Consider the following 22,191-nt stretch of genomic DNA (forward strand, 5'->3'; position numbering starts at 1 on the left):
GGGGCGGGGATGAAGGATCTGTATCAGAAACAGCGTGCGATGCGGGCAATCCGCAAGGCCGCCCTGCAACGCGGCGTGATCGGGCTGCTGGATATTGGCAGCAGCAAGATTACCTGCATCGTGCTGCAATTCGAGGAAGCCCCGATGCGCCGTTCGGATGATGGCGTCGGCTCGCTGGCGGGGCAGGCGGATTTCCGGGTGATTGGCGCCGCGACCACGCAATCGCGCGGTATCCGCTTTGGCGAGATCGACAGCATGTCCGAGGCGGAACGCGCTGTGCGCACCGTGGTGGCCAAGGCGCAAAAGCTGGCGGGCGTGCGGCTGGATCATGTGATTGCCTGCATTTCCGGGGCGCGGCCTGCGTCCTATGGGCTGGCGGGGGATATTCCGCTGAAAACCGGGAAAGTGACCGAGGGCGATGTGGCATCGGTGCTGGCGGCTTGCGATGTGCCGGACTTTGGGCGTGGGCGCGAGGTGCTGCACGCGCAGCCGGTGAACTTTGCCGTCGATCAGCGCAGCGGTTTGGGTGATCCCCGTGAACATGCGGGCAACCGGCTGGCCTGCGATATGCATGTTCTGACGGTCAGCAGCGACGCCATCGGCAATCTGGTGCATTGCCTGCGCCGCTGTGATCTGGACCTGGCCGGGGTGGCCAGCGCGTCCTATGCCGCAGGCCGTGCGGCGCTGGTCGAGGACGAACAGGAATTGGGCGCGGCCTGTATTGACCTTGGCGGCGGCTCGACCGGGGTTTCGATCTTTGTGCGCAAGCACATGATCTTTGCCGACAGCATCCGCATGGGCGGCGATCTTGTGACCAGCGACATTGCCCACGGGCTGCGCGTTCCCTTTGCCGTGGCCGAGCGGTTGAAAACCCTGAACGGCGGGCTGGAGGCCACTGGCCGCGATGACCGCGAGATGATCGAGCTGGACGGCGACGACATGGACGGTGAGCGCCGTCTGGTCAGCCGCGCCGACCTGATCGGCATTATGCGTCCCCGCGTCGAGGAGATTCTGGAAGAAGTCCGAAAGGTTCTGGACGCTGCCGGGTTCGACTATATGCCCGCACGTCAGATCGTCCTGACGGGTGGCGGCAGCCAGATTGCCGGGATGGACGGGCTGGCCTCGCGCATGTTGGGGCAGACGGTGCGCATCGGGCGACCGCTGCGAATCGACGGGCTGCCGCATCAGATGCAGCATCCGGGTTGCGCGGCGGCGGTCGGGCTGGCGCTGCTGGCGGCGCATCCGCAAGACGAATGGTGGGATTTCGAGGTTCCTGCCGAGGCTTACCCGATGCGTGGCCTCAGCTGGACATATCGCTGGTTCCGCAACAACTGGTGACGCTGCCGGACCGGCAGTTGCGTGGTGGCCGCCTTTGCGCCCACTATATCCTGTGGTTTGGGCGAGATACCGCCTAGCTCATGGGATTCTTATCGCATATCTTGTGGGTATATGTGCATTTCCGGGTGACGCTGCATGTCGTTCGCGCTAAGATGGTCGGTGAAACAGCGTGAATCGGTCGTGGTCAGGCGCGGTCAGAAAATAACAGGCGGAACACATGAATCTTAATCTGATGGTCGAAGACGAAGACGATCTGAAGCCGCGCATCACCGTTTTCGGTGTCGGCGGCGCGGGCGGCAATGCCGTCAACAACATGATCGAAAAGCAACTGGATGGTGTGACCTTCGTGGTTGCCAACACTGACGCGCAGGCTCTGGCGCAGTCTCAGGCCGTCAGCAAGATCCAGATGGGGCCGAAAGTCACCGAAGGTCTTGGCGCAGGTGCCAAGCCTGCCGTTGGGGCCAAGGCTGCCGAGGAAACCATCGAAGACATCGTGGATCACCTGACCGGCGCACATATGTGCTTCATCACCGCCGGGATGGGCGGCGGCACAGGCACCGGCGCGGCCCCGATCATCGCTCAGGCTGCGCGTGAAATGGGCATCCTGACCGTCGGCGTCGTGACCAAACCGTTCAGCTTTGAAGGCACCAAGCGGATGCGTCAGGCCGATCAGGGGGTCGAGGCGCTGCAAAAGGTCGTCGATACGCTGATTATCATTCCGAACCAGAACCTGTTCCGTCTGGCGAATGAAAAGACCACCTTTACCGAAGCCTTTGCCATGGCTGACGACGTTCTGTATCAGGGCGTCAAGGGCGTGACCGATCTGATGGTCAAGCCGGGCCTGATTAACCTTGACTTCGCGGATGTCCGCTCGGTCATGGATGAGATGGGCAAGGCGATGATGGGGACCGGCGAAGCGGGCGGCGACAACCGCGCCATTCAGGCCGCCGAAGCTGCCATCGCCAACCCGCTGCTGGATGAAATCAGCCTGAATGGTGCCAAGGGTGTGCTGATTAACGTCACCGGCGGCTATGACATGACCCTGTTCGAGCTGGACGAAGCCGCCAATGTCATCCGCGAAAAGGTGGATGCAGACGCGAATATCATCGTCGGCAGCACGCTGGACCCGGACATGGAAGGCACCATCCGCGTGTCCGTCGTGGCCACCGGCATCGACGCCGAGGCCAGCGTGGCCGAACCGCCCGCGCCGCGCAGCCGTGTCGAAGCCCCTGCAACCCGCCGCCCGGTGGCCGAGGTCGAGGACGACCTGCCGCCGCGCCGCATCGCCGCTGCGCCGCGTATGGATGCCCCGTCGATGGCCCCCCCGTTGATGGATCGTCCCGCCGCTGAGCCGCGCCCGGCGCAGGCGTCGCTGCTGGACGATCAGATCGGCTATGATGAGCCGCTGACCGAAGATCTGGACGACGATCTGCCCCAGCCCGCCTATCAGCCGCGCGGTGCGCGTGTGGATGAGGCCGCCGATTTCATCGCGCCGCAACCTGCCGCGACCCGCGGTCAGCCCTCGCCCGCCGCGATGGAGCGTCTGGGCCGCGTTGCGCAGGCCGCTGGCGATCCTGATGCAAGCGCCCGCCGCGAAGCCGCGATTCGTAAAGCCGAGGCGGAACAGGCGCAGCGCGAACAGCACCGCACAGGCGGGCTGAGCCGCATGTTCGAGCGTATGGCCGGTCTGGCCGAAGGTGTTGTCGCGCAAAAGCCGTCGGCCAGTACCTTGGCCGAACGCGTCAGCGAGCGCGTTGCCGCCCGCAAGGCGCAGATCGAGCCGAATCTGGACGATCTCGCCAGCCCCGAACGTGGCGAAGATGATGTGCAGATTCCGGCCTTCCTGCGCCGTCAGGCAAACTGATCTGTAACATCCACGTGACATGGATCACAAGGCGGGGCCGCATCGCGTGGCCCCGTTTTCTTTTTGGAATCATGGTTTTGGGACGCTTTCCGGTGGGGTTGTTTCAGCCGCGCGGCGTCATGTTACAGTTCGAAACAAGAGTTTAATTGAGAACCGCGCCCCCTCTGCCTAGCTGATACGCAAGCCGGACATGCGCCGGAAAACAGTAACAGACGATTCGGGCAAGACGATGCAGGCCACTATCGCAAAAACCGTTATTTTTACCGGCGTCGGGCTTCATTCCGGCAAGCCGGCGGTGCTGCGCATCATGCCGGCTCCGGCAGGGCACGGTATTCTGTTCCGCCGTTCTGATCTGGACCTGCCGCTGACGCAGCGGGTGATCCCGGCGCGCTGGGATCTGGTGCGCCTGTCGCCGCTTTGCACGCTGCTGGACAATGGGCAGGGGGCAACCGTTTCGACCGTGGAACACGTCATGGCCGCGCTGGCCGGGACTGGTATCCACAATGCCGTGCTGGAAATCGACGGGCCGGAAGTGCCGATTCTCGATGGGTCGTCCGCGCAATTCGTTCAGGGCATCCTGAACGCCGGGATCAAGCATCAGGCGGTACCGCTGCGGGCGATCCGGGTGCTGAAGCCGGTGGAGCTGCGTGACGGCGCGGGCTTTGCGCGGCTGGACCCGGCGGACCATCTGGAAATCGACTTTTCGATCGACTTTGCCGATGCCGTGATCGGCCATCAGGAAAAGCATCTGGACATGGCCAACGGCGCTTTCGTGCGTGAGCTGATGGACAGCCGCACCTTCTGCCGTCAGGCGGATGTGGATGCGATGCGGGCGAATGGGCTGGCGCTGGGCGGCACCTATCTGAACGCGGTGGTGGTCGATGGCGAAAAGGTGCTCTCGCCGGGTGGTTTGCGCCATGATGACGAACCCGTGCGCCACAAGATGCTGGATGCAATGGGCGATCTGGCGCTGGCCGGTGCGCCGCTGCTGGCGCGCTACACCGGCAATCGTGCGGGTCATGCGATGACCAACAAGCTGCTGCGGGCGCTGTTCGCTGACCCGTCGGCGTGGTGCTGGCAGACCGTCAGCCGCCGCCATGAGGCGCGGTTGCCGGGGGCGGGGGTGGACCAACACGACTTGCACCCGCTGGCGGTGGCCTGACGGCTTGCAGATCATGGGGCAGGTCGCGGATTTTTCAGGTGAATGCCCTTTTGCGCCCTGCAATTTTCTATGCTAGGACAGCCCGACCCGCGCCCCTTTTTCGGGGCGCGTGGCGGTTGACCAGATGACAGGCGGATGACGATGGCGGGCATGAAAACGGCGGGTTCTTTGGTCGCGCTTTTGGTGGCGGCCTCGGTTGCGGCGGGTTGCTCGCGTTCGGGCGATTCGGGCCGCATCGAAAATCTGGAAAACTTCACCGCCGAGGAGATCTACAAGCGCGGCGAATATGAGCTGGAAAACAGCGCCCGCCCCGATCAGGCCGTCAAATATTTCGCCGAGATCGAGCGTCTGTATCCCTATTCCGAATGGGCCAAGCGTGCGCTGATCATGGAAGCCTATGGCTATCACAAAGCTCGCAAATACGATGAGGCCCGCGCCGCCGCACAGCGTTTCATCGACACCTATCCGGGGGATGAGGACGCGGCCTATGCCAAATACCTGCTGGCGCTGTCCTATTACGACCAGATCGACGACGTGGGCCGTGATCAGGGCCTGACATTTCAGGCGTTGCGGGCGCTGCGCGATGTGATCGAACAATATCCCGACAGCGAATATGCCCGCAGCGCGATGCTCAAGTTCGACCTGGCCTTCGACCACCTTGCGGCCAAGGAAATGGAAATCGGGCGCTATTACCTCAAGGCTGGACATTACACCGCCGCGATCAACCGTTTCCGCGTGGTGGTTGAGGATTATCAGACCACCAACCAGACGCCCGAGGCGCTGCTGCGGTTGGTCGAAGCCTATCTGGCGCTTGGTCTGACCGATGAGGCGCAGACGGCGGGGGCGATTTTGGGCTATAACTTCCAGTCCTCGCCCTTCTATCAGGATGCCTATAACACGCTGCGGGGCCGTGGGCTGTCGCCTGAACCGCGCGGGACAAGCTGGCTGACCGATATTTACCGCCAGATGGTGCAGGGCCGCTGGCTGTAAAGGCAATGCTGCGCTCGCTGGATATCCGCGACATGCTGCTGATCGACCGGCTGGCGCTGGATTTCGCGCCGGGCCTGAACGCGCTGACAGGGGAAACCGGGGCAGGGAAATCCATTCTGCTGGACTGTCTGGGCTTTGTCCTCGGCTGGCGCGGGCGGGCTGAGCTGGTTCGTCACGGCGCTGAAAATGGCGAAGTTACGGCGGTGTTCGATCTGCCGGGCGGCCATCCGGCCCATGCCGTGCTGGCCGAGGCGGGGCTGCCGGGCGGGGATGAGCTGATCCTGCGCCGGGTGAATGGCGCGGATGGGCGCAAGACCGGCTATGTGAACGATCGCCGCGTGTCGGGCGAGGTGCTGCGGGCCTTGTCCGAGGTGCTGGTTGAATTGCACGGCCAGCATGATGACCGTGGCTTGCTGAACCCGCGCGGCCACCGTGCGCTGCTGGACGCGTTCGCCGGGCTGGATCTGGCCCCGGTCAGGGCTGCCTGGGCGGCGCGGCGACAGGCCCGCGCTGATCTGGCGGCGGCGCAAGCGGCGTTGAAAAAGGCCCGCGCGGATGAGGATTTCCTGCGCCATGCCGTTGCCGAACTGGATGATCTGGCCCCGGTGGCGGGCGAGGAAGCCGAACTCGATACCCGCCGCCGCGCCATGCAGACGGCTGAGCGGATTCGCGGCGATGTCGCCCGCGCCTTGGCCATTCTGGGGCATGAAGGGGCTGAAGGCGCGCTGAATGATGCCGCCCGCTGGCTGGAGGGGGCCGCCGATCAGGCCGAAGGGCGGCTGGAGGCGCCGCTGTCGGCGCTGTCGCGGGCGCAGATCGAATTGGGCGAGGCTGCGCAAGGGGTCGAGGACGCCCTGGCCGCGATGGATTTCGACCCGCAGGAATTGGAACGCACAGAGGAACGGCTGTTCGCCCTGCGTGCGCTGGCCCGCAAGCATGATGTGCTGGCCGATGATCTGGCTGGGCTGGCCGATGACCTGCGCCAGCGCCTTGGCCAGATCGACGCCGGGGCCGAGGGGATTGCCGCGCTGGAGGCTGCCGTGGCGCAGGCTGATGCTACCTATGCGCAGGCGGCTGCGGCCGTCTCGAAGGCGCGCGCAGATGCGGCGGGGCGGCTGGATCAGGCGATGGCGGCGGAACTGGCACCGCTGAAGATGGAGCGTGCCGTTTTCCACACCGATGTTTCCGCCGCTGAACCGGGGCCGGACGGTCAGGATGCGGTTGCCTTTACGGTCGCCACCAACCCCGGTGCGCCGGCGGGGGCGCTGGACAAGATCGCTTCGGGTGGGGAACTTTCGCGGTTTCTGCTGGCGCTGAAGGTCTGTCTGGCGCGGGGCAATGATGCGTTGGTGCTGATCTTTGACGAGATTGACCGGGGTGTTGGCGGTGCAACCGCCGATGCGGTGGGCCGCCGTCTGGCGCGGCTGGCCGAAGGGGCGCAGGTGTTGGTTGTTACCCACAGCCCGCAGGTTGCAGCGCGGGCCGGAGCGCATTTCCGTGTGGCAAAATCGGTCAGCGACGGCATGACCACCAGCGACGTGGCGCGCTTGTCCGAGGCGCAGCGCGTCGATGAAATCGCCCGAATGATTTCGGGCGATACGGTGACAGATGCAGCCCGGCAGGCGGCGCGGGCGCTGATCGACGGTTAACGCCGGGTACTGATTCCAAGCAGCGAATACAGCCAGCAACTTCCCATCAGTCCGGTTGCAAGCGGGATGATTCCCAACAGGTAGGCCCAGCGATAGCTGGCTGTGGGGTTAAGGAAGAACCCGGCAATCAGTGCCAAGCCGATGATGATGCGAATTGCGCGGTCGATGGTTCCCATATTCTGACGGAACATGCGTGCCTCCCGATATAAGTGCAAGAATCAATATATATGATTTCACATATGTATCAAAAGGCAAGGTCCGAATTGCCGCAGCTTAGTCGATTACCTTGTCAACCTGTCGCAGCACCGACATGATTTGCATGGTTTTCAGATCATAACGGACCAGTTTCCCATCAACCACTGCGTAGCCCATTCCTGTTGGTGGGTTGCCAAGGCCGTAACGACCGGGCCGCGTCACCTCATGGAAGCTGCCGCCGCGCAGGGAATTGCCGATCAAATGGCTGTCCGCGCCGGAGCGGCTTTCCCCCGCTGGCCCGCCCTGTCGCGGATTTGCAAAGGCGGGGGGCAGCAGCATTAGCAGGGTCGTCAGCAGAATGGTTAACAGGCGCATGGCTTTGGCGTTTCTTGGATCAGGTCAGTCTGGCTTAGCACACAGGGCTTAACAAAAGTTTGATGACGGTCATTTTGCAAGCCGTTGCGATGATTTTTCCGAGAAAATGACCGCCCGGTGCTGACAGGGTGCGCAAAAAACCTTGCGGCGGGACTGACCCGCCGCCGGAAAGCAAAGAAAAACAACCGCTGAAGCGGGGTTCGTGTCGTGTTTCATGGTGTTCCCTTGCCCGGCAGGCAAAGCATTGTTCGCGCAGTTTCACGCACCAACGCGGCTTGCCGGGCTTGGGTTCCCTTAAACTGCGCCGTTTGGCTTTTCGCCCAGCCAAGGCAGAACGGCGGAAAAATCGCGTCCACGCCCGTCCTCGGTCTCGACAAACCGGGTGTAAAGGCCGGTTGCCAGCGCGCCCATTGGGGTGGCTGCATCGGCGCTTTCGGCGGCCTGTTGCGACAGGCGCAGGTCTTTCAGCATCAGTTCTGCCGCGAAACCGGGACGATAGCCGTTGTCGGCGGGCGATTGCGGGCCGACGCCGGGGGCGGGGCAATAGGCGTTCATCGACCAGCTATAGCCCGAGCTGGTGGACACCACGTCAAACATTTTCTGCCGGTCCAGCCCCAGTTTGTCGGCCAGTGCGAACGCCTCGCAGGTGGCCAGCATGGTGACGCCCAAGACCATGTTATTGCAGATTTTTGCCGCCTGTCCGGCACCGCTTTCGCCGCAATGCACGGTTTTCTGGCCCATGATTTCAAACAGTGGCGCGACTTGAGCAAAGCTGTCCGTATCGCCGCCCACCATGAAGGTCAGCGTGCCTGCCGCAGCCCCGCCGATACCGCCCGAAACCGGCGCATCCAGCGCACCAAGCCCCGCTGCGCGCGCCTGATCGGCGACAGCGCGGGCGCTGTCCACATCCACGGTCGAACAATCGCTGAGAACCGCGCCGGGAGCCATCACCGGGATCACCTGATCAGCCACGCCGCGCAGGATCTGGCCGTTGGGCAGCATGGTGAACACGACCTGCGCCCCGGCGGCAGCCTCGGCTGCGCTGGCGCAGGGGATAATGCCCTCGGGCGGGGTGGTTGCGGGGTCAAAGCCCTGCACCTCATGTCCCGCGCGGGCCAGATTCAGGGCCATCGGGCCGCCCATATTGCCAAGACCGATAAATCCGATCTTCATGTCATGCCTCCCATTTCAGTTCTGCATCGCCCAAGGGGGCGAGAATGGCGGCCACCGCCGCCGGGTCCGAGGCCGCGGCCCATTGCGGGTTGCGGTCCTTGTCGATGATCTGCGCGCGCACGCCTTCAAGGAAATCCGATTGTGCGGTGGCGCGGTGGGTAAAGCGATGTTCACGCGACAGAGCGTCCTGAATCCGGGCGTCCTTGCGGGCGGCGCGGATCATCTCCAGCGTGGCGGCCATGGACAGGGGCGAGTTGCGGCGCATCACTTTCAGCGAAGCCTCATCCGCCGCAGCCATGATTGCCGCGACATCCGGGGCGGCAAAAGCCGACAGGTCGCGGTTGGCCAGGGGGGCCTCTGGTGCGGGATGCTGCGGGATTTGCACCTGACCCGAGGCTGCCATCTGCTCCAGCGCGGCGGGCCATTCGGCTTCCGGGACATAGTGATCCGCGAAACCGGCGTGGATCGCGTCACCAGCACCCATGCGGGCGCCGGTCAGGCCAAGATATTCCCCGATCTGTCCCGGCGCATGGGCCAGCAGCCAGGTGCCGCCCACATCCGGGATCAGGCCGATGCCGCTTTCGGGCATGGCAACCTGAGTGCTGTCCCCGATGACGCGGTGGCTGGCGTGACCGCCGACGCCAACGCCGCCGCCCATGACGAAGCCCTGCATAAAGGCGACCACCGGCTTGGGGTAATCGGCAATCTTGGCATTCATCCGGTATTCATCGGCGAAAAACGCTTGCCCGACCGAGTGATCCCCGGCCACTCCGGCGCGGTAAACCGCGGCAATATCACCGCCTGCGCAAAAGGCGCGCTCACCCTCGGCATCAATCAGGATCAGCGCGGTTTCGGGGTCATCGCGCCAGCCGTCCAGAGCAGCCTCGATCGCCAGCGCCATCTCATGCGACAGGGCGTTCAGCGCGGCGGGGCGGGCAAAGGTGATGCGCCCGGCACGGCGATCCTTGCGGATGTGCAGATCGGCCATGTCAGCCCCGCTCGGCCAGCAGGGCGCGGCTGGTAATCAGGCGCATGATCTCATTCGTGCCTTCAAGGATCTGGTGAACGCGCAGGTCACGCACCAGCTTTTCCACGCCGTAATCGGCCAGATAGCCATAGCCGCCATGCAGTTGCAGGCATTGGTTGGCGACCTCGAACGCGCGGTCGGTAACGTAAAGTTTCGCCATGGCGCAGAACTTGGTCGCATCCGGGGCCTGATTGTCCAGCTTCCACGCGGCCTGACGCAGGAAGGTGCGGGCGGATTGCAGCGCGACCTCCATATCGGCCAGGCGGAATTGCAGGGCTTGAAACTGGTCCAGCGATTTCCCGAAGGCGCGGCGTTCCGACATATAGGTCAGGGTGCGGTCCAGCGCGGCCTGCGCGCCGCCAAGCGCCCCGGCGGCGATGTTCAGCCGCCCGCCGTCCAGCCCGGCCATCGCATAGGTAAAGCCTTTGCCGTCCTGCCCGATCTGGTTTTCCAACGGCACGAGGCAGTCGTCGAACTGGACCTGAGAGGTCGGCTGGGCCTTCCAGCCCATCTTATGTTCATTCGCGCCAAAGGACAGGCCGGGGGTGCCATCCTCGACGATCACAGTGCTGATGCCTTTGGGGCCGTCCTCGCCGGTGCGCACCATGGTGACGTAAACATCGGAATAGCCGCCGCCCGAGATGAACGCCTTGGCTCCGTTCAGCAGGAAACCGTCATTGCGGCGCTCGGCCCGCGTGCGCAGGCTGGCCGCGTCCGAGCCGCTGCCGGGTTCGGTCAGGCAATAGCTGAAGATCTTGTCCATGCTGCACAGGGCAGGCAGCCATTTTTCCTTGACCTCGGGGCTGCCGAACTTGTCGATCATGCCGCCGCACATATTATGGATCGACAGGAAGCTGCCGACTGCCGGATCGGCCATGGCCAGCGCCTCGAAGATCAGCGTGGCATCCAGCCGCGACAGGCCAGAGCCGCCGTATTCCTCGGCCACATAAATGCCGCCGAAGCCAAGCGCTGCCAGTTCCGACCACAGGCTTTTCGGGATTGTCCCGGCCTGTTCCCAATCGCGCGAATGGGGCGCGATATTGTCGGTGCCAAAGTCGCGCGCCATGTCGAAAATGGCCTGCTGTTCCTCGCTGAGTGCGAAATCCATGTGTTCCCTCCCGGTCGGGGGCCGCCCCCTCTGCGGCCCGGTTTATGGTCCAAGTTTTGCAGCAATGTTGCAAGACCGTCACGCGGCACCCGTGGCAGGCGCCGCATGGATATTTATGGACAAAAGATGGGGCCGGGGGTGCGCCCGGCCCGGCATCGTCAGTCCAGCGGTTTGAAGTTGAACTCGCCGCCTTCCTTGATCCCCGAGGGCCAGCGCATCGTGACCGTCTTGGTGCGGGTGTAAAAACGGAAGGCGTCCGGGCCGTATTGGTTCAGGTCGCCAAAGGCCGAGCGTTTCCAGCCGCCGAAGGTAAAGTAAGACAGCGGCACCGGGATCGGGAAGTTGATCCCGACCATGCCGACCTGCACCCGGCTGGCAAAGTCGCGGGCGGTGTCGCCGTCGCGGGTAAAGATCGCCACGCCGTTGCCGTATTCGTGGTCGGTGGCCAGCGCTAGCGCCTGCTCGTAGGTTTCGGCGCGGACGGTGGACAGAACCGGGCCGAAGATCTCGGTCTTGTAGATGTCCATGTCGGTGGTCACATTGTCGAACAGGCTGGGGCCGACGAAAAAGCCGTTCTCATAGCCTTGCAGGCTGAAATTGCGGCCATCGACGACCAGTTTCGCGCCCTGATCGACGCCGGATTGCACCAGCCGTTCGATGTTTGCCTTGGCGGCGGCGGTCACGACCGGGCCGTAATCCACGTCGTCGCCCGCCGTCCACGGCCCGATTTTCAGCTTTTCCACCCGTGGGATCAGCTTTTCAATCAGCGCATCGGCGGTTTTCTGGCCCACCGGCACCGCGACCGAGATCGCCATGCAGCGTTCGCCGGCTGCGCCAAACCCGGCCCCGACCAGCGCATCCGCCGCCTGATCCAGATCGGCGTCGGGCATGATAATCATGTGGTTCTTGGCTCCGCCAAAGCACTGCGCCCGCTTGCCCGTCGCTGCGGCACGTTCGTAGATATATTGCGCAATCGGGGTCGAGCCGACAAAGGCCACGGCCTGAATAATGTCATTATCAAGGATCGCATCGACCGATTCCTTGTCGCCATTGACGACTTGCAGCACGCCATCGGGCAGGCCGGCCTCTTGCCACAGTTTCGCCAGCATGATCGGAACCGAGGGGTCGCGCTCGGACGGTTTGATGATGACGGCATTGCCCGCAGCCAGTGCCGGCCCCATTTTCCACAGCGGGATCATGGCCGGGAAGTTGAACGGCGTGATCCCCGCCACCACGCCAAGCGGCTGGCGCATGGAGTAAAGGTCAATGCCGGTCCCGGCGCTGTCGGTATATTCGCCCTTCAGGAAATGCGGGGCGCTGATCGAGAACTCGATTACTTCCAGCCCGCGCTGAATATCGCCCTTGGCGTCGGGGAAGGTCTTGCCGTGTTCGCTGGACAGCACTTCGGCCAACTTGTCCATGTCGCGGTTCAGCAGATCGACCATTTTCATCAGCACGCGCACACGGCGCTGCGGGTTGGTTGCGGCCCATTTTTTCTGCGCCTTGGCGGCAGAGGCCACGGCGGCGTCCAGCTCCGCCTTGCTGGCCAGATCGACCTGGCCCTGAACTTCGCCGGTGGCGGGGTTGTAAATGTCGGCGGTGCGACCGGAGGTGCCTGCCACCTCTTTGCCGTCGATCCAGTGGTGAACCTTGCGCATGATGTCCTCCCTTTGCGTTCCGGTCAGGATAGGCTTGCGATTTCGCGAAATAAAGGCAGGATATAGCAAAAGCATTTTGCAGGATTGCAAAACATGGATTGGGACGATCTGCGGGTATTTCTGGCCGTGGCGCGGGATGAAAGCCTGTCGCGGGCCGGGCGGCGGCTGGCGATGAACGCTTCAACCGTTGGGCGGCGGGTCGCGCGGCTGGAGGCCGACGCTGGCGCGGTGCTGTTTGCCAAGACACCGCAGGGCTATGCGCTGACCCCGGAAGGCCGCCGCCTGATCCCTCATGCTGAGGCTGCCGAACGCGCGGCGGCAGATGCGGCCGAGGCGCTGTCGGGGCAGGGGCCGCTGACCGGGCAATTGCGGATCGGTGCGCCGGATGGCTGTGCGAATTATCTGTTGCCGCAGGTCTGCGCCGCGCTGTGCGACGCGCATCCCGGGTTGGAGGTGCAGATCATCGCGCTGCCGCGTGTGTTCAACCTGTCCCGGCGCGAGGCCGATATGGCGATTGGCGTCTCGCCCCCCGATACGGGACGGTTGGTGGTGCAGAAACTGGCGGATTACCAACTGTTTCTGGCCGCCCGCCGCGACTGGCTGGCCGCGCGTCCGCCCATTTTGCAGCGCGAGGATCTGCGGGCGCATCGCGTTGTGGGCTATATTGCGGATATGATTTTTGACCGCGAACTGGACTATCTGGCGGCGCTGGGGGTGGAACATGCGGGGCTGACCTCGAACTCGGTTTCGGTGCAGATGCAGGCGATCCGGGCCGGGGCGGGGCTGGGGATTGTGCATGATTTCGCCATGCCCGCCGCGCCGGAACTGGTCCGTGTGTTGCCCGATCAGGTCGAACTGAACCGGAGCTTCTGGCTGATCCGCCACGCCGATGACCGCCGCAGCGACCGGCTGACCCGACTGGCCGAGGCGCTTTCACGGACATTCCGGCGGGAAATCGCACGGCTGCAACGGCTGGCGATGCAGAATCCTTGACGGATGGCAGCAATCGCGCGACCCTGCGGCAAGATACATATTAAAAAGCGAGGGTTTTGCGCAATGATCGTTAAGCAGATGTTGGCGCTGAAGAATGACTCGGGCAAGCCCGAGGTGACGGCGAGGGCGATTTTTACCCTGAACCCCGATGCGACCGTGGGCGAGGCCGTGCAGGTGCTGGCCGAAAAGCGCATCGGTGCGGTGGTGGTGTCGGCTGACGGCAAGCGCCCGGATGGCATCCTGTCCGAGCGGGACATTGTGCGGGCGATGGGGCGCAACGACGATTTGCGCGGCCAGAAGGTCAGCGCGTTGATGACAACCTCGGTTCAGACCTGCCGAGAGGGCGACGATGCCCTGACCGTGCTGGAGCGCATGACCGAAGGTCGTTTCCGGCACATGCCGGTGGTCGATGCGGATGGCGAAATGCTCGGGGTCATCTCGATTGGTGATGCCGTTTCGGGGCGCCTGCGCGAGCTTCACGCCGAGAAAGAAGCACTCACCGGCATGATTATGGGGGCCTGACGCAGCGGGCGGCCTTGATTTCGGGTCGCCTTTGCTGTTGCCTGCGCCGGAATGCGGCCAAGCAGGGGGAATGCCATGCGCATCGGGCTTTATCCGGGGACGTTTGACCCGATCACGCTGGGGCATATCGACATTATCCAGCGGGCAATGGCGCTGGTGGATCGGCTGGTGATCGGCGTGGCGATCAACCGCGACAAAGGCCCGTTGTTCGATCTGGACGAACGGGTGGCAATGGTGCGGGCCGAATGTGACCATATCATCGCACAGACCGGCGGTGAGATCGTCGTTCACCCGTTCGAGAACCTGCTGATCGACTGCGCCCGCGATGTCGGGGCGCAGGCGATTGTGCGCGGGCTGCGTGCGGTTGCGGATTTTGAGTATGAGTTTCAGATGGTCGGCATGAACCGGGCGCTGGATTCATCGGTCGAGACGGTCTTCCTGATGGCTGATGCGCGGCGGCAGGCGATTGCCTCGAAGCTGGTTAAGGAAATCGCCCGGTTGGGTGGGGATGTATCCAAGTTTGTCAGCCCGGCGGTGAATGAGGCGCTGATTGCGCGGTTTCGTTAACCGCGCCTTTACCCGTTTACAGCTTTTCGTTGATTGCAGCAGGTTTCGCCCCTAGCCTTTCAAGGGAGGAGGAGCCTGCAATGACACATATTGACGCACCCGACCCGAATCGGCTGACACCTGATCCGATTCCTGACCCGGCCCATATCGGCCCGAGGGTGATTCTCGAGGTTCTGGCCGCTGGCTGGCGCGATTTCCGTCAGGCGCCGGGATGGGGGCTGTTTTTCTCGGGGTTTTATGTCCTTGGTGGGCTGGTCCTGCTGATGGTGGCGGTTGCTGCAGGTCAGGAATGGTGGCTGATGCCGTTTGTCGTCGGCTTTCCGCTGCTGGCCCCCTTTGCCGCGATTGGTCTTTATGAGGTCAGCCGCCGGTTGGAAGCCGGTTTGCCACTGGATCGCGCCTCGGTGCTTGGGGTGGTCTTTGCGCAGCGCAACCGACAGTTGCCATCCATGGCGATGGTCATTTTGCTGTTGTTCATGTTCTGGGTGTTTGTCGCTCATACGATTTTTGCGCTGTTCATGGGCCTGTCGGCGCTGACCAATATCACCACATCGCCGCAGCTTCTGTTTCAGGGGCAGGGGCTGGTGATGTTGCTGGTGAACGGGCTGATCGGTGCAGGGTTCGCCATCGCGCTGTTCTGTTTCACCGTGGTTGGTCTGCCGCTGTTGCTGGATCGGGAGGTTGATTTCATCTCGGCCATCATTGCCTCGATTGCGGCGGTGCGGGCGAACCCGGAGGTGATGATGCGCTGGGCAGCCGTGATCGCCGGTGGTTTGTTTTTGGGGATTTTGCCCGTTTTTCTGGGGCTGTTCATCGTGCTGCCGGTTCTGGGCCACGCAAGCTGGCACATGTATCGTCGGCTGATGCCCGGCTGAACCATAGCAAAAGGGCGACCCGAAGGCCGCCCTTGATTGCGATTCGCTCTGGATCAATCGTCCGAAGGGTCGAAATCAGTCGTCGGCGGGGCCAGTTTCTTGGCACCGCCAGCGGCCAGCGGGTCTTCCTGACGCTGAACCGAGCCTTCGAAATGAGCCCCCGATTCGATGGCGATGGTCTTGTGAACGATGTCGCCTTCGACACGCGCGGTCGAGGACAGGCGCACCTTGATGCCGCGCACGCGGCCGATCACGCGACCATTCACGATCACGTCTTCGCCCATGATCTCACCCCGGATGGTGGCGCTGTCGCCAACCGTCAGAGTGTGGGCGCGGATGTCGCCATCGACCTGACCTTCGACCTGAATATCGCCTTCGGTCTTGATGTCGCCGGTCACGGTCAGGTCTGCGGACAGCACGGAAACCGGGCTGCGGCTGCGGGTCGAGGTGGTGTAATCAGAGGTCGTGTCCATTGGGCGATGCTCCGGCTCATGGGTGGGTTGACTGCTCGGGCCGGGTTCGGTCACACGGGTTTTAGAAAACATTTTGCGCCGCCTTTATGAAGGTTGTCGGGTTAACAGCCCGGCCATTGACACGCACCTCATAGTGCAGATGCGGCCCGGTCGAGCGTCCGGTGTTTCCCATAGCACCGATCTGCTCGCCTTGCGACACCTTTTGACCCACCCTCACGCCAATGCGCGACAGGTGGCCATAGCGGGTTTCGGTCCCAAGGGCGTGTTCAATCTTAATCAGGTTGCCGTAACCGTTCTGCCAGCCTGCAAAAGTTACGACACCATCACCTGTCGCATAGATCGGCGTGCCCACCGGTCCGGCCAAGTCCATACCTTCATGCGCACGACCCCAGCGGCGGCCAAAGCCTGATGTATAGCGAAAGTTCGACTTTACCGGCATGGCCAGCGGCATTTTTTCGATCGCGATTCGATAGGTGTTCAACTGATCCAGTGAGATCATAATTTCCGTTGCACGACCCGCGCCGACGCCAAAATCCGCATCGCCGCTGGTTGAAACCGCGGCAGAGGTCAGTGGTCCGCCGGTGCCGGAATAGCCTTCGCGGACCTTTTCCAGCACGGTGTCGGGGTTCATCCCGATTGAGGTGAAGACGTCGTTCAGCGGTTTCAGCGACACGGTGACGGCATCTTCGATCTCCGCGAAGATTTCATCGTGACGGGCAATAATGCGGTCGCGGTCCTGACGGATGGCTTCGGCGGTCAGGGTTGCTTTGGCGGCTTCAGTCCGGGCCTCGTCGCGGGCGTTGGCGGCATCGCGCAACTCATCGGACAGAATATCCAGCGCCAGCGAAAACTCCTCGGCGCGGCCAGCTTGCCCGGTCAGATCATCGGGGGACAGGTCAGTCTTGCCCGCCTCTGCCAGCGCCAGATGCAGGGATTGCTGCATCGCCGCCAGCCCGGTCTGCAATTCATGGCGCTGTTCTTCGGAATCCAGCAGTTGCGTTTGCATCTGCGAGACCTGTTCCAGCGCCACGGCAAAGCGGTTTTGTGCCGCCACGGCCTCGGCGGCGCGGGCGTCGCGTTCTGCCGACAGGTCGTTCAGGCGCTGTTCAAAGGCGCTTTGCGCCTGCATCGCCTGATCGCGGGATGAGCCGGAACTGATCGCATCAATCACCAAAATCGCGGAGGCGATGATCGTCCAGCCGCAGAGCAGTGCCAGCCCGCCAAGTGCCGCGAATTGCGTCATGGGCCGTAGCCGGACAAAGCGGGTGGTATCGTCGGACTTGAGGAACAGGCGCTGCTCGGGCAGCCAGCGTTCAAGCGCAGAGTTCAAACGGCTTGCAATACGTCTGGGCAAAAGAAACCTCGGGGTTCGCAGGCCGGGCAGGCCCGGCATCAATTTGGGCAGGTTAAAATCAATCCGTGGCGGCGGCGCAACAGGGCGTGGGCCACATCGCTGTGAAGCAGAGGTGATTCAGCGTGTTTCGGCTGGAACCTGCCGATTGTTTCATGGGTTAAGCCTATTATCCTCAGTTATCATACCGAGATTGCAGGGACATATCCGGGCGATTTTGGTGCGGGGACAGGGAATCGGGGTCATAAAACCTCATAGGGCAGGGGGCTGCGGCGCTCTTGCGGGACGATCAAATCGCGGTCGATGGGGGGAACCGCGCGTTGGTGGCACTGGCGGCGCGGGCAGATCCGGCAGGAAATGCCGATGGGTTCGCCCCTTGTGCCAAGGTCCAGCCCGTCGGAATAAGTGATGGCATGGGCGTGGCTGATCTCGCAGCCCAAGGCGATGGCAAAGCGTCGAATCGGTGCATTGAAACGCCCGGCTGATTTCGAAACGTCCCGCGCCAGCAGCAGATAGCGCACCCCGTCAGGCGTCTCGGCCAGTTGGCGCAAGAACCGGCCCGGTGTTTCAAACGCCTGATGCACGTTCCACAGCGGGCAGGCCCCGCCAAACCGGGCGAATTGCAGCCGGGTGGCCGAATGGCGCTTGGTGATCGTGCCAGCCTGATCGACGCGGACGAAAAAGAACGGGATACCCTTTTCACCGGAGCGTTGCAGGGTCGAAAGCCGATGGGCGACTTGTTCCAGCGAGGCCCCGAACAGATGCCCCAACCGCTCCAGATCGTGTCGTTCGTCGCGTGCAGCGTGCAGAAAGCGGCGGTAGGGCATCAGAGCAGCCCCGGCGAAATAATTGGCCATGCCGATGCGGGCGATAGCGCGGGCCGTGTCCGAGCGGAAACGGGCAAGGTCCAGCGTCGCCTCGATCAGCGGCCCCTGGTCGATCAGTGCGACCTGATGCAAAAGCTGGAAACGGCGGGTTTCTGGTTCAGCCGCTGCATTCATAATCAGGTCGTTGTCCTGCCGGTGGTAAACGGTCAGGGGGTCAAGATCCGAACTGCTGACCCCCACCCCATGCCGGGCCAGCGCGGCGATGGCCCGCGTCTCGATCTCTGGCCCTTCTGTGGTGGCGAATCGTTCGGCGGCCCGGTCCACCGCGTCGATGTAATTGTCGCAATAGTGGAAAAAGTCGCGCACCTCCTCCCACGGGGTTGAGCTGCTGTTCTGACCCGCCGCGCCGATAGCCTCATCCAGCGCGGCCAGCCGTTCCTGCCCCTGACGATGGGCGCGGTAAAGGTCCAGAAACGCCCGTGCCAATGTCGGTGCGTTCGAGGCCGCAAGCCGCAGATCGGTCAGCGGTGGGGTGGCGTCGAACAGCGGATCGGCCAGCGCCTCCTGCATGTCGATGACAAGCCGTTCGGCGTCCCCCGCAGTCAGGGCGGACAGGTCGGTCCCAAACTCTTGCGCAAGGCGCAGCAGCACCCCGGCCGAAATCGGGCGGTGGTTGTTTTCCATCTGGGACAGATAAGGCAGCGACACGCCCAAGCGTTCGGCAAAGCTGCGCTGCGCCAGCCCGGCACGCGCCCGCGTTTCGCGCAAAGCCGCGCCAGCGTAGATTTTCTGCAAAGCCATGCTTGTCCCCGCGATTTGCAAATACGGCTGTAGCCTTTGCAAACAGGCTTCAGCAAGGGGGGCTTGGGCTAAAATGGCACAACGCCCTGATGCGGGCAGCATCAGGGTCAGAGCGGTGCCAATCGCCGCCAGAATCACCAGGAACATATCAAGAGTCGCGATCATCCTGTCAGCCTAGCGGATAATCACTAAGGAAAGGTTGATGCGAGCGGGCTAACCAGACCGCAAAATCTGCTTTTCGCGTGCCATGACCCAAAGAATCGCCAGCACGGACCCAAGCGCCGAGAGCGACATGATCGTCAGTAACGGCGCGGCACCTGCATCGGCATCCAGCAGCCGTGCGGACAGCGCCGCCAGCACGGCACCGCCTGCAATTGCCATCGACCCACCCAAGCCCGAGGCCGTGCCAGCCAGTTCGGGGCGCACGCTCATCATGCCGGCATTGGCGTTGGGCAGCACCAGCCCGTTACCCAGCCCCATCACCACCACCGGCCCGAAAAAGGTCAGCGGTGAACGTAATCCCCACAGGTCCAGCGCCAGCCCGACCAGCAGCGCGGCTGCGACGATAATCGAGCCAGCCAGCACCATCCGGTTAATGCCAAACCGCATCGACCATCGGCCCGAGATATAATTGCCCAGAAAATACCCGACCGAGGGCGCACCGAACCACCAGCCAAGCTGCCCCGGCGTCAGGTCATAGACCTCTTGCCCGACAAAGGGCGCGCCACCCAGATAGGCAAAAAACGCGCCCGAAGACGTTGTTGCCGCCAGCGCATAGCCCCAGAAACGCACGGAGCGCGCCAGCACCGGATAGCCCGCGATCTGCTGGCGCATCGGTACGCCGCCGCCGGTCGCGGTCTCGCGCAGGTCTGTCCAGACCAGCACCAGAACCACCAGCCCGGCAATCAGCATGACGACGAAACTTCCGTGCCAGCCGATGCTTTCCTCGATCATGCCGCCGATTGCGGGGGCGATCATCGGCACTACGGACATGCCCATGGTCACATAGCCAAGGCGGCTGGCGGCCTGTTCGGTGCCGGAGATGTCGCGGATCACTGCCCGCGACAGGACCATCCCGGCGGCGGATACGGCCTGCGCCATGCGAAACAGCAGGAAAACCCACACATCGCTGGCGATCAGCGTGCCAACGCTTGCCAGCAGAAAGATCAGCAGCGCCCCGATCATCACCGGGCGGCGACCAAAGCGGTCGCTGATCGGACCGATCATCAGTTGCAGCACCGCACTTGCCGCCAGATAGGCCGATATGGACAGCTGAATCGTGGCGTAATCAGTGCCGAAATCCTGCGCCATATGCGGCAGCGAGGGCAGAAAGATATTGGTGGCCAGCGCCCCAAGCCCGGCCATCGCCACCAGCGTCAGAAGCGAGGGCGCCTTAACCCCAGTCATGGAACACGAACCATGCGCCAAGGCAGATCAGGCCAAAGCCGACACCATGCTGCCAGCCGATCTTTTCGCCAAGATAAAACCATGAAAACAGGATGAAAACAGACAGGCTGATGACTTCCTGAATGGTTTTCAGTTGCGCCGCGCTGAAATAGCCATAACCGATCCGGTTGGCGGGAACCTGCATCATATATTCAAACAGCGCGATGCCCCAGCTGACGAAAATCACCAGCACCAGCGGCGCAGCTTTGAACCGCAAATGGCCATACCATGCCAGCGTCATAAAGACATTCGAGGCGATCAGCAGGCCAATGGTCACGACGGGGACGGGCAGGGTCAGTCCCATTCGCTTTGCCGGTGCTGTGCGAGGTTGCCGAAGCGGGTGAATTGCGCCTCGAAGGCCAGTTCGACCGTGCCGATGGGACCGTGACGCTGCTTGCCAAGGATGACCTCGGCCTTGCCGTGACAGGCTTCCATGCGCTGCTGCCATTCGGCCATGGCGGCCAGATCATGTTCGCCGGGCTTTTCCCGCTCGCGGTAATATTCCTCGCGGAACACGAACATCACGATGTCGGCGTCCTGCTCGATCGAGCCGGATTCGCGCAGGTCGGACAGTTGCGGGCGCTTATCCTCGCGGTTCTCGACCTGACGCGAAAGCTGCGACAGGGCGATGACCGGGATGTTCAGTTCCTTGGCAATCGCCTTGAGGCCCTGCGTGATTTCAGAGACTTCGTTCACGCGACTGTCCTTGGCCGTCGCCGGACGCAGAAGCTGAAGATAGTCGATGATCAGCACATCCAGCCCATGCGTCCGCTTGAGCCGCCGCGCCCGTGCCGCAAGCTGGTTAATCGGCAGGGCGGGTGTGTCGTCGATGAACAGGGGACATTCCTGAAGATCGTGGGCGGCTTGCAAAAACTTTCGGAACTCATCCTCGGTCATGTCGCCCGAGCGGATGCGGTGGCTGGAAACCTCGGCGGCTTCGGCCAGAATCCGGGCGGCAAGCTGTTCGGCGGACATCTCCAGACTGAAGAAACCGACCACGCCGCCCTGAATCGCGCCGGTGGTGCCGTCGGGGCGCTCGCCCTGACGATAGGCTTTGGCGACGTTGAAGGCCATGTTGGTCGCCAGAGAGGTTTTCCCCATCGAGGGCCGGCCAGCCAGAATAATCAGGTCGGAATTGTTCAGCCCGCCCATCTTGCGGTCCAGATCAATCAGCCCGGTGGGGATGCCGGACAGGTCGCCCTCGCGCTGAAAGGCGGCATTGGCAACATCGACGGCCTTGTTTACGGCCTTGAGGAATGACTGAAAGCCTTTGTCCTCAACGCCCTGCTCGCCCAGCTTATAGAGGCGCTGTTCGGCCTCCTTGATCTGGTCCTCGGCGTCATCATCCAGCGCCACCGTGGTTGCGCGGGCGGAAATGTCCTGACCCAGAGAGATCAGCGCCCGGCGCAGCGCGAACTCGCGGATCATCTGCGCATAGTCGCGGGCCGCATAGGCACCGATGGCCGCGCCCGCCAGACGCGCCAGATAGGCGGGGCCGCCAAGCTCTTTCAGGCCCTCATCATTTTCCATGAACGCCTTGATCGTGACCGGGCTGGCCAGCGCATTCTTGGCGATGCGTTCCTTGCAGATGGTAAAGATGCGGGCGTGAACCGGGTCGTAAAAATGGTCCGCCTCAATCAGCCGCCCGATGCGGTCCAGCACGTCGTTATTCACCAGAATCGCACCGAGAAGCTGCTGCTCCGCCTCAATCGAGAAGGGAACCGCCTGTTCCTCGGCATCCTGAGGCTGGGGGATGATGGCGCGAATCTCGGACATGGGGCATCCTTGGCTGTCAGG

The 22,191-nt window shown here is 63.0% G+C and carries 22 protein-coding genes; 9 read left to right on the top strand and 13 right to left on the bottom strand.

Annotation, left to right across the window (positions count from 1 at the left end; translation table 11 throughout):
• Positions 1–9 precede the first annotated feature (9 nt).
• The 5 genes from ftsA to recN all read left to right on the top strand — a co-directional run bounded on the left by ftsA (position 10) and on the right by recN (position 7,003).
• Entirely contained in the window at positions 10–1,338 is a 1,329-nt protein-coding gene (gene ftsA, locus Q4G24_RS01640) for a cell division protein FtsA (RefSeq protein ID WP_303364755.1), read from the top strand.
• 217 nt (positions 1,339–1,555) lie between these two features.
• Positions 1,556–3,202: a cell division protein FtsZ gene (ftsZ, locus tag Q4G24_RS01645; protein ID WP_303364756.1), complete on the top strand. Its 1,647-nt coding sequence runs from the start codon at positions 1,556–1,558 to the stop codon at positions 3,200–3,202.
• 229 nt (positions 3,203–3,431) lie between these two features.
• Positions 3,432–4,364 (top strand): UDP-3-O-acyl-N-acetylglucosamine deacetylase, encoded by a 933-nt coding sequence (gene lpxC / locus Q4G24_RS01650; protein ID WP_303364817.1) that lies wholly within the window; start codon positions 3,432–3,434, stop codon positions 4,362–4,364.
• A 141-nt stretch (positions 4,365–4,505) separates the two neighbouring features.
• On the top strand, positions 4,506–5,354 hold the full coding sequence (locus tag Q4G24_RS01655) for an outer membrane protein assembly factor BamD (RefSeq protein ID WP_303364757.1): 849 nt from the start codon (positions 4,506–4,508) through the stop codon (positions 5,352–5,354).
• 5 nt (positions 5,355–5,359) lie between these two features.
• On the top strand, positions 5,360–7,003 hold the full coding sequence (gene recN, locus Q4G24_RS01660) for a DNA repair protein RecN (RefSeq protein WP_303364758.1): 1,644 nt from the start codon (positions 5,360–5,362) through the stop codon (positions 7,001–7,003).
• Here the strand turns inward: recN and Q4G24_RS01665 are convergent.
• The 7 genes from Q4G24_RS01665 to Q4G24_RS01695 form a co-directional block, all read right to left on the bottom strand.
• Positions 7,000–7,194: a DUF2892 domain-containing protein gene (locus Q4G24_RS01665; protein ID WP_303364759.1), complete on the bottom strand. Its 195-nt coding sequence runs from the start codon at positions 7,192–7,194 to the stop codon at positions 7,000–7,002. The genes recN and Q4G24_RS01665 overlap by 4 nt on opposite strands.
• Before the next feature lie 82 nt (positions 7,195–7,276).
• Positions 7,277–7,573: a hypothetical protein gene (locus tag Q4G24_RS01670; RefSeq protein ID WP_303364760.1), complete on the bottom strand. Its 297-nt coding sequence runs from the start codon at positions 7,571–7,573 to the stop codon at positions 7,277–7,279.
• 69 nt (positions 7,574–7,642) lie between these two features.
• Positions 7,643–7,789 (bottom strand): hypothetical protein, encoded by a 147-nt coding sequence (locus Q4G24_RS01675; protein WP_303364761.1) that lies wholly within the window; start codon positions 7,787–7,789, stop codon positions 7,643–7,645.
• A 78-nt stretch (positions 7,790–7,867) separates the two neighbouring features.
• Complete coding sequence (mmsB, locus tag Q4G24_RS01680) at positions 7,868–8,746, bottom strand: 3-hydroxyisobutyrate dehydrogenase (RefSeq protein ID WP_303364762.1); 879 nt, start codon at positions 8,744–8,746, stop codon at positions 7,868–7,870.
• A gap of 1 nt (position 8,747) precedes the next feature.
• Positions 8,748–9,734, bottom strand: coding sequence for an enoyl-CoA hydratase/isomerase family protein (locus tag Q4G24_RS01685; protein ID WP_303364763.1), 987 nt, complete (start codon positions 9,732–9,734; stop codon positions 8,748–8,750).
• 1 nt (position 9,735) lies between these two features.
• A complete protein-coding gene (locus Q4G24_RS01690; protein ID WP_303364764.1) occupies positions 9,736–10,881 on the bottom strand; it encodes an acyl-CoA dehydrogenase family protein in 1,146 nt (381 codons plus the stop codon).
• Positions 10,882–11,039: 158 nt separating this feature from the next.
• Complete coding sequence (locus tag Q4G24_RS01695; RefSeq protein ID WP_303364765.1) at positions 11,040–12,539, bottom strand: CoA-acylating methylmalonate-semialdehyde dehydrogenase; 1,500 nt, start codon at positions 12,537–12,539, stop codon at positions 11,040–11,042.
• Between the two features lie 93 nt (positions 12,540–12,632).
• Between Q4G24_RS01695 and Q4G24_RS01700 the strand changes: the two genes are divergently transcribed.
• The 4 genes from Q4G24_RS01700 to Q4G24_RS01715 all read left to right on the top strand — a co-directional run bounded on the left by Q4G24_RS01700 (position 12,633) and on the right by Q4G24_RS01715 (position 15,496).
• Positions 12,633–13,532: a LysR family transcriptional regulator gene (locus tag Q4G24_RS01700; protein ID WP_303364766.1), complete on the top strand. Its 900-nt coding sequence runs from the start codon at positions 12,633–12,635 to the stop codon at positions 13,530–13,532.
• A 63-nt stretch (positions 13,533–13,595) separates the two neighbouring features.
• Positions 13,596–14,054, top strand: coding sequence for a CBS domain-containing protein (locus Q4G24_RS01705; protein ID WP_303364767.1), 459 nt, complete (start codon positions 13,596–13,598; stop codon positions 14,052–14,054).
• Between the two features lie 75 nt (positions 14,055–14,129).
• Positions 14,130–14,621: a pantetheine-phosphate adenylyltransferase gene (coaD, locus tag Q4G24_RS01710; RefSeq protein ID WP_303364768.1), complete on the top strand. Its 492-nt coding sequence runs from the start codon at positions 14,130–14,132 to the stop codon at positions 14,619–14,621.
• A gap of 80 nt (positions 14,622–14,701) precedes the next feature.
• The gene (locus tag Q4G24_RS01715; RefSeq protein WP_303364769.1) at positions 14,702–15,496 is read left to right on the top strand and encodes a DUF2189 domain-containing protein; all 795 of its coding nucleotides are present in this window, start codon (positions 14,702–14,704) and stop codon (positions 15,494–15,496) included.
• A gap of 53 nt (positions 15,497–15,549) precedes the next feature.
• Here Q4G24_RS01715 and Q4G24_RS01720 read toward each other — a convergent pair whose 3' ends face one another.
• From Q4G24_RS01720 to Q4G24_RS01745, 6 genes are all read right to left on the bottom strand, one after another.
• Positions 15,550–16,041, bottom strand: coding sequence for a polymer-forming cytoskeletal protein (locus tag Q4G24_RS01720; RefSeq protein WP_303364770.1), 492 nt, complete (start codon positions 16,039–16,041; stop codon positions 15,550–15,552).
• On the bottom strand, positions 16,031–17,362 hold the full coding sequence (locus Q4G24_RS01725; protein ID WP_368660915.1) for a DUF5930 domain-containing protein: 1,332 nt from the start codon (positions 17,360–17,362) through the stop codon (positions 16,031–16,033). The genes Q4G24_RS01720 and Q4G24_RS01725 overlap by 11 nt, the downstream gene beginning before the upstream one ends.
• Positions 17,363–17,562: 200 nt before the next feature.
• Positions 17,563–18,948 carry a short-chain fatty acyl-CoA regulator family protein gene (locus tag Q4G24_RS01730; RefSeq protein WP_303364772.1) on the bottom strand — a complete coding sequence of 462 codons (1,386 nt, stop codon included), beginning with the start codon at positions 18,946–18,948 and terminating at the stop codon, positions 17,563–17,565.
• 213 nt (positions 18,949–19,161) lie between these two features.
• Positions 19,162–20,355: a multidrug effflux MFS transporter gene (locus tag Q4G24_RS01735; protein ID WP_303364773.1), complete on the bottom strand. Its 1,194-nt coding sequence runs from the start codon at positions 20,353–20,355 to the stop codon at positions 19,162–19,164.
• Complete coding sequence (locus Q4G24_RS01740; RefSeq protein ID WP_303364774.1) at positions 20,342–20,698, bottom strand: DMT family protein; 357 nt, start codon at positions 20,696–20,698, stop codon at positions 20,342–20,344. Before Q4G24_RS01740 ends, Q4G24_RS01735 begins: the two co-directional genes overlap by 14 nt.
• The gene (locus Q4G24_RS01745; RefSeq protein ID WP_303364775.1) at positions 20,689–22,170 is read right to left on the bottom strand and encodes a replicative DNA helicase; all 1,482 of its coding nucleotides are present in this window, start codon (positions 22,168–22,170) and stop codon (positions 20,689–20,691) included. Before Q4G24_RS01745 ends, Q4G24_RS01740 begins: the two co-directional genes overlap by 10 nt.
• Positions 22,171–22,191 lie beyond the last annotated feature (21 nt).

This window comes from Paracoccus sp. (in: a-proteobacteria), from assembly GCF_030538695.1.
GTDB lineage: Bacteria > Pseudomonadota > Alphaproteobacteria > Rhodobacterales > Rhodobacteraceae > Paracoccus.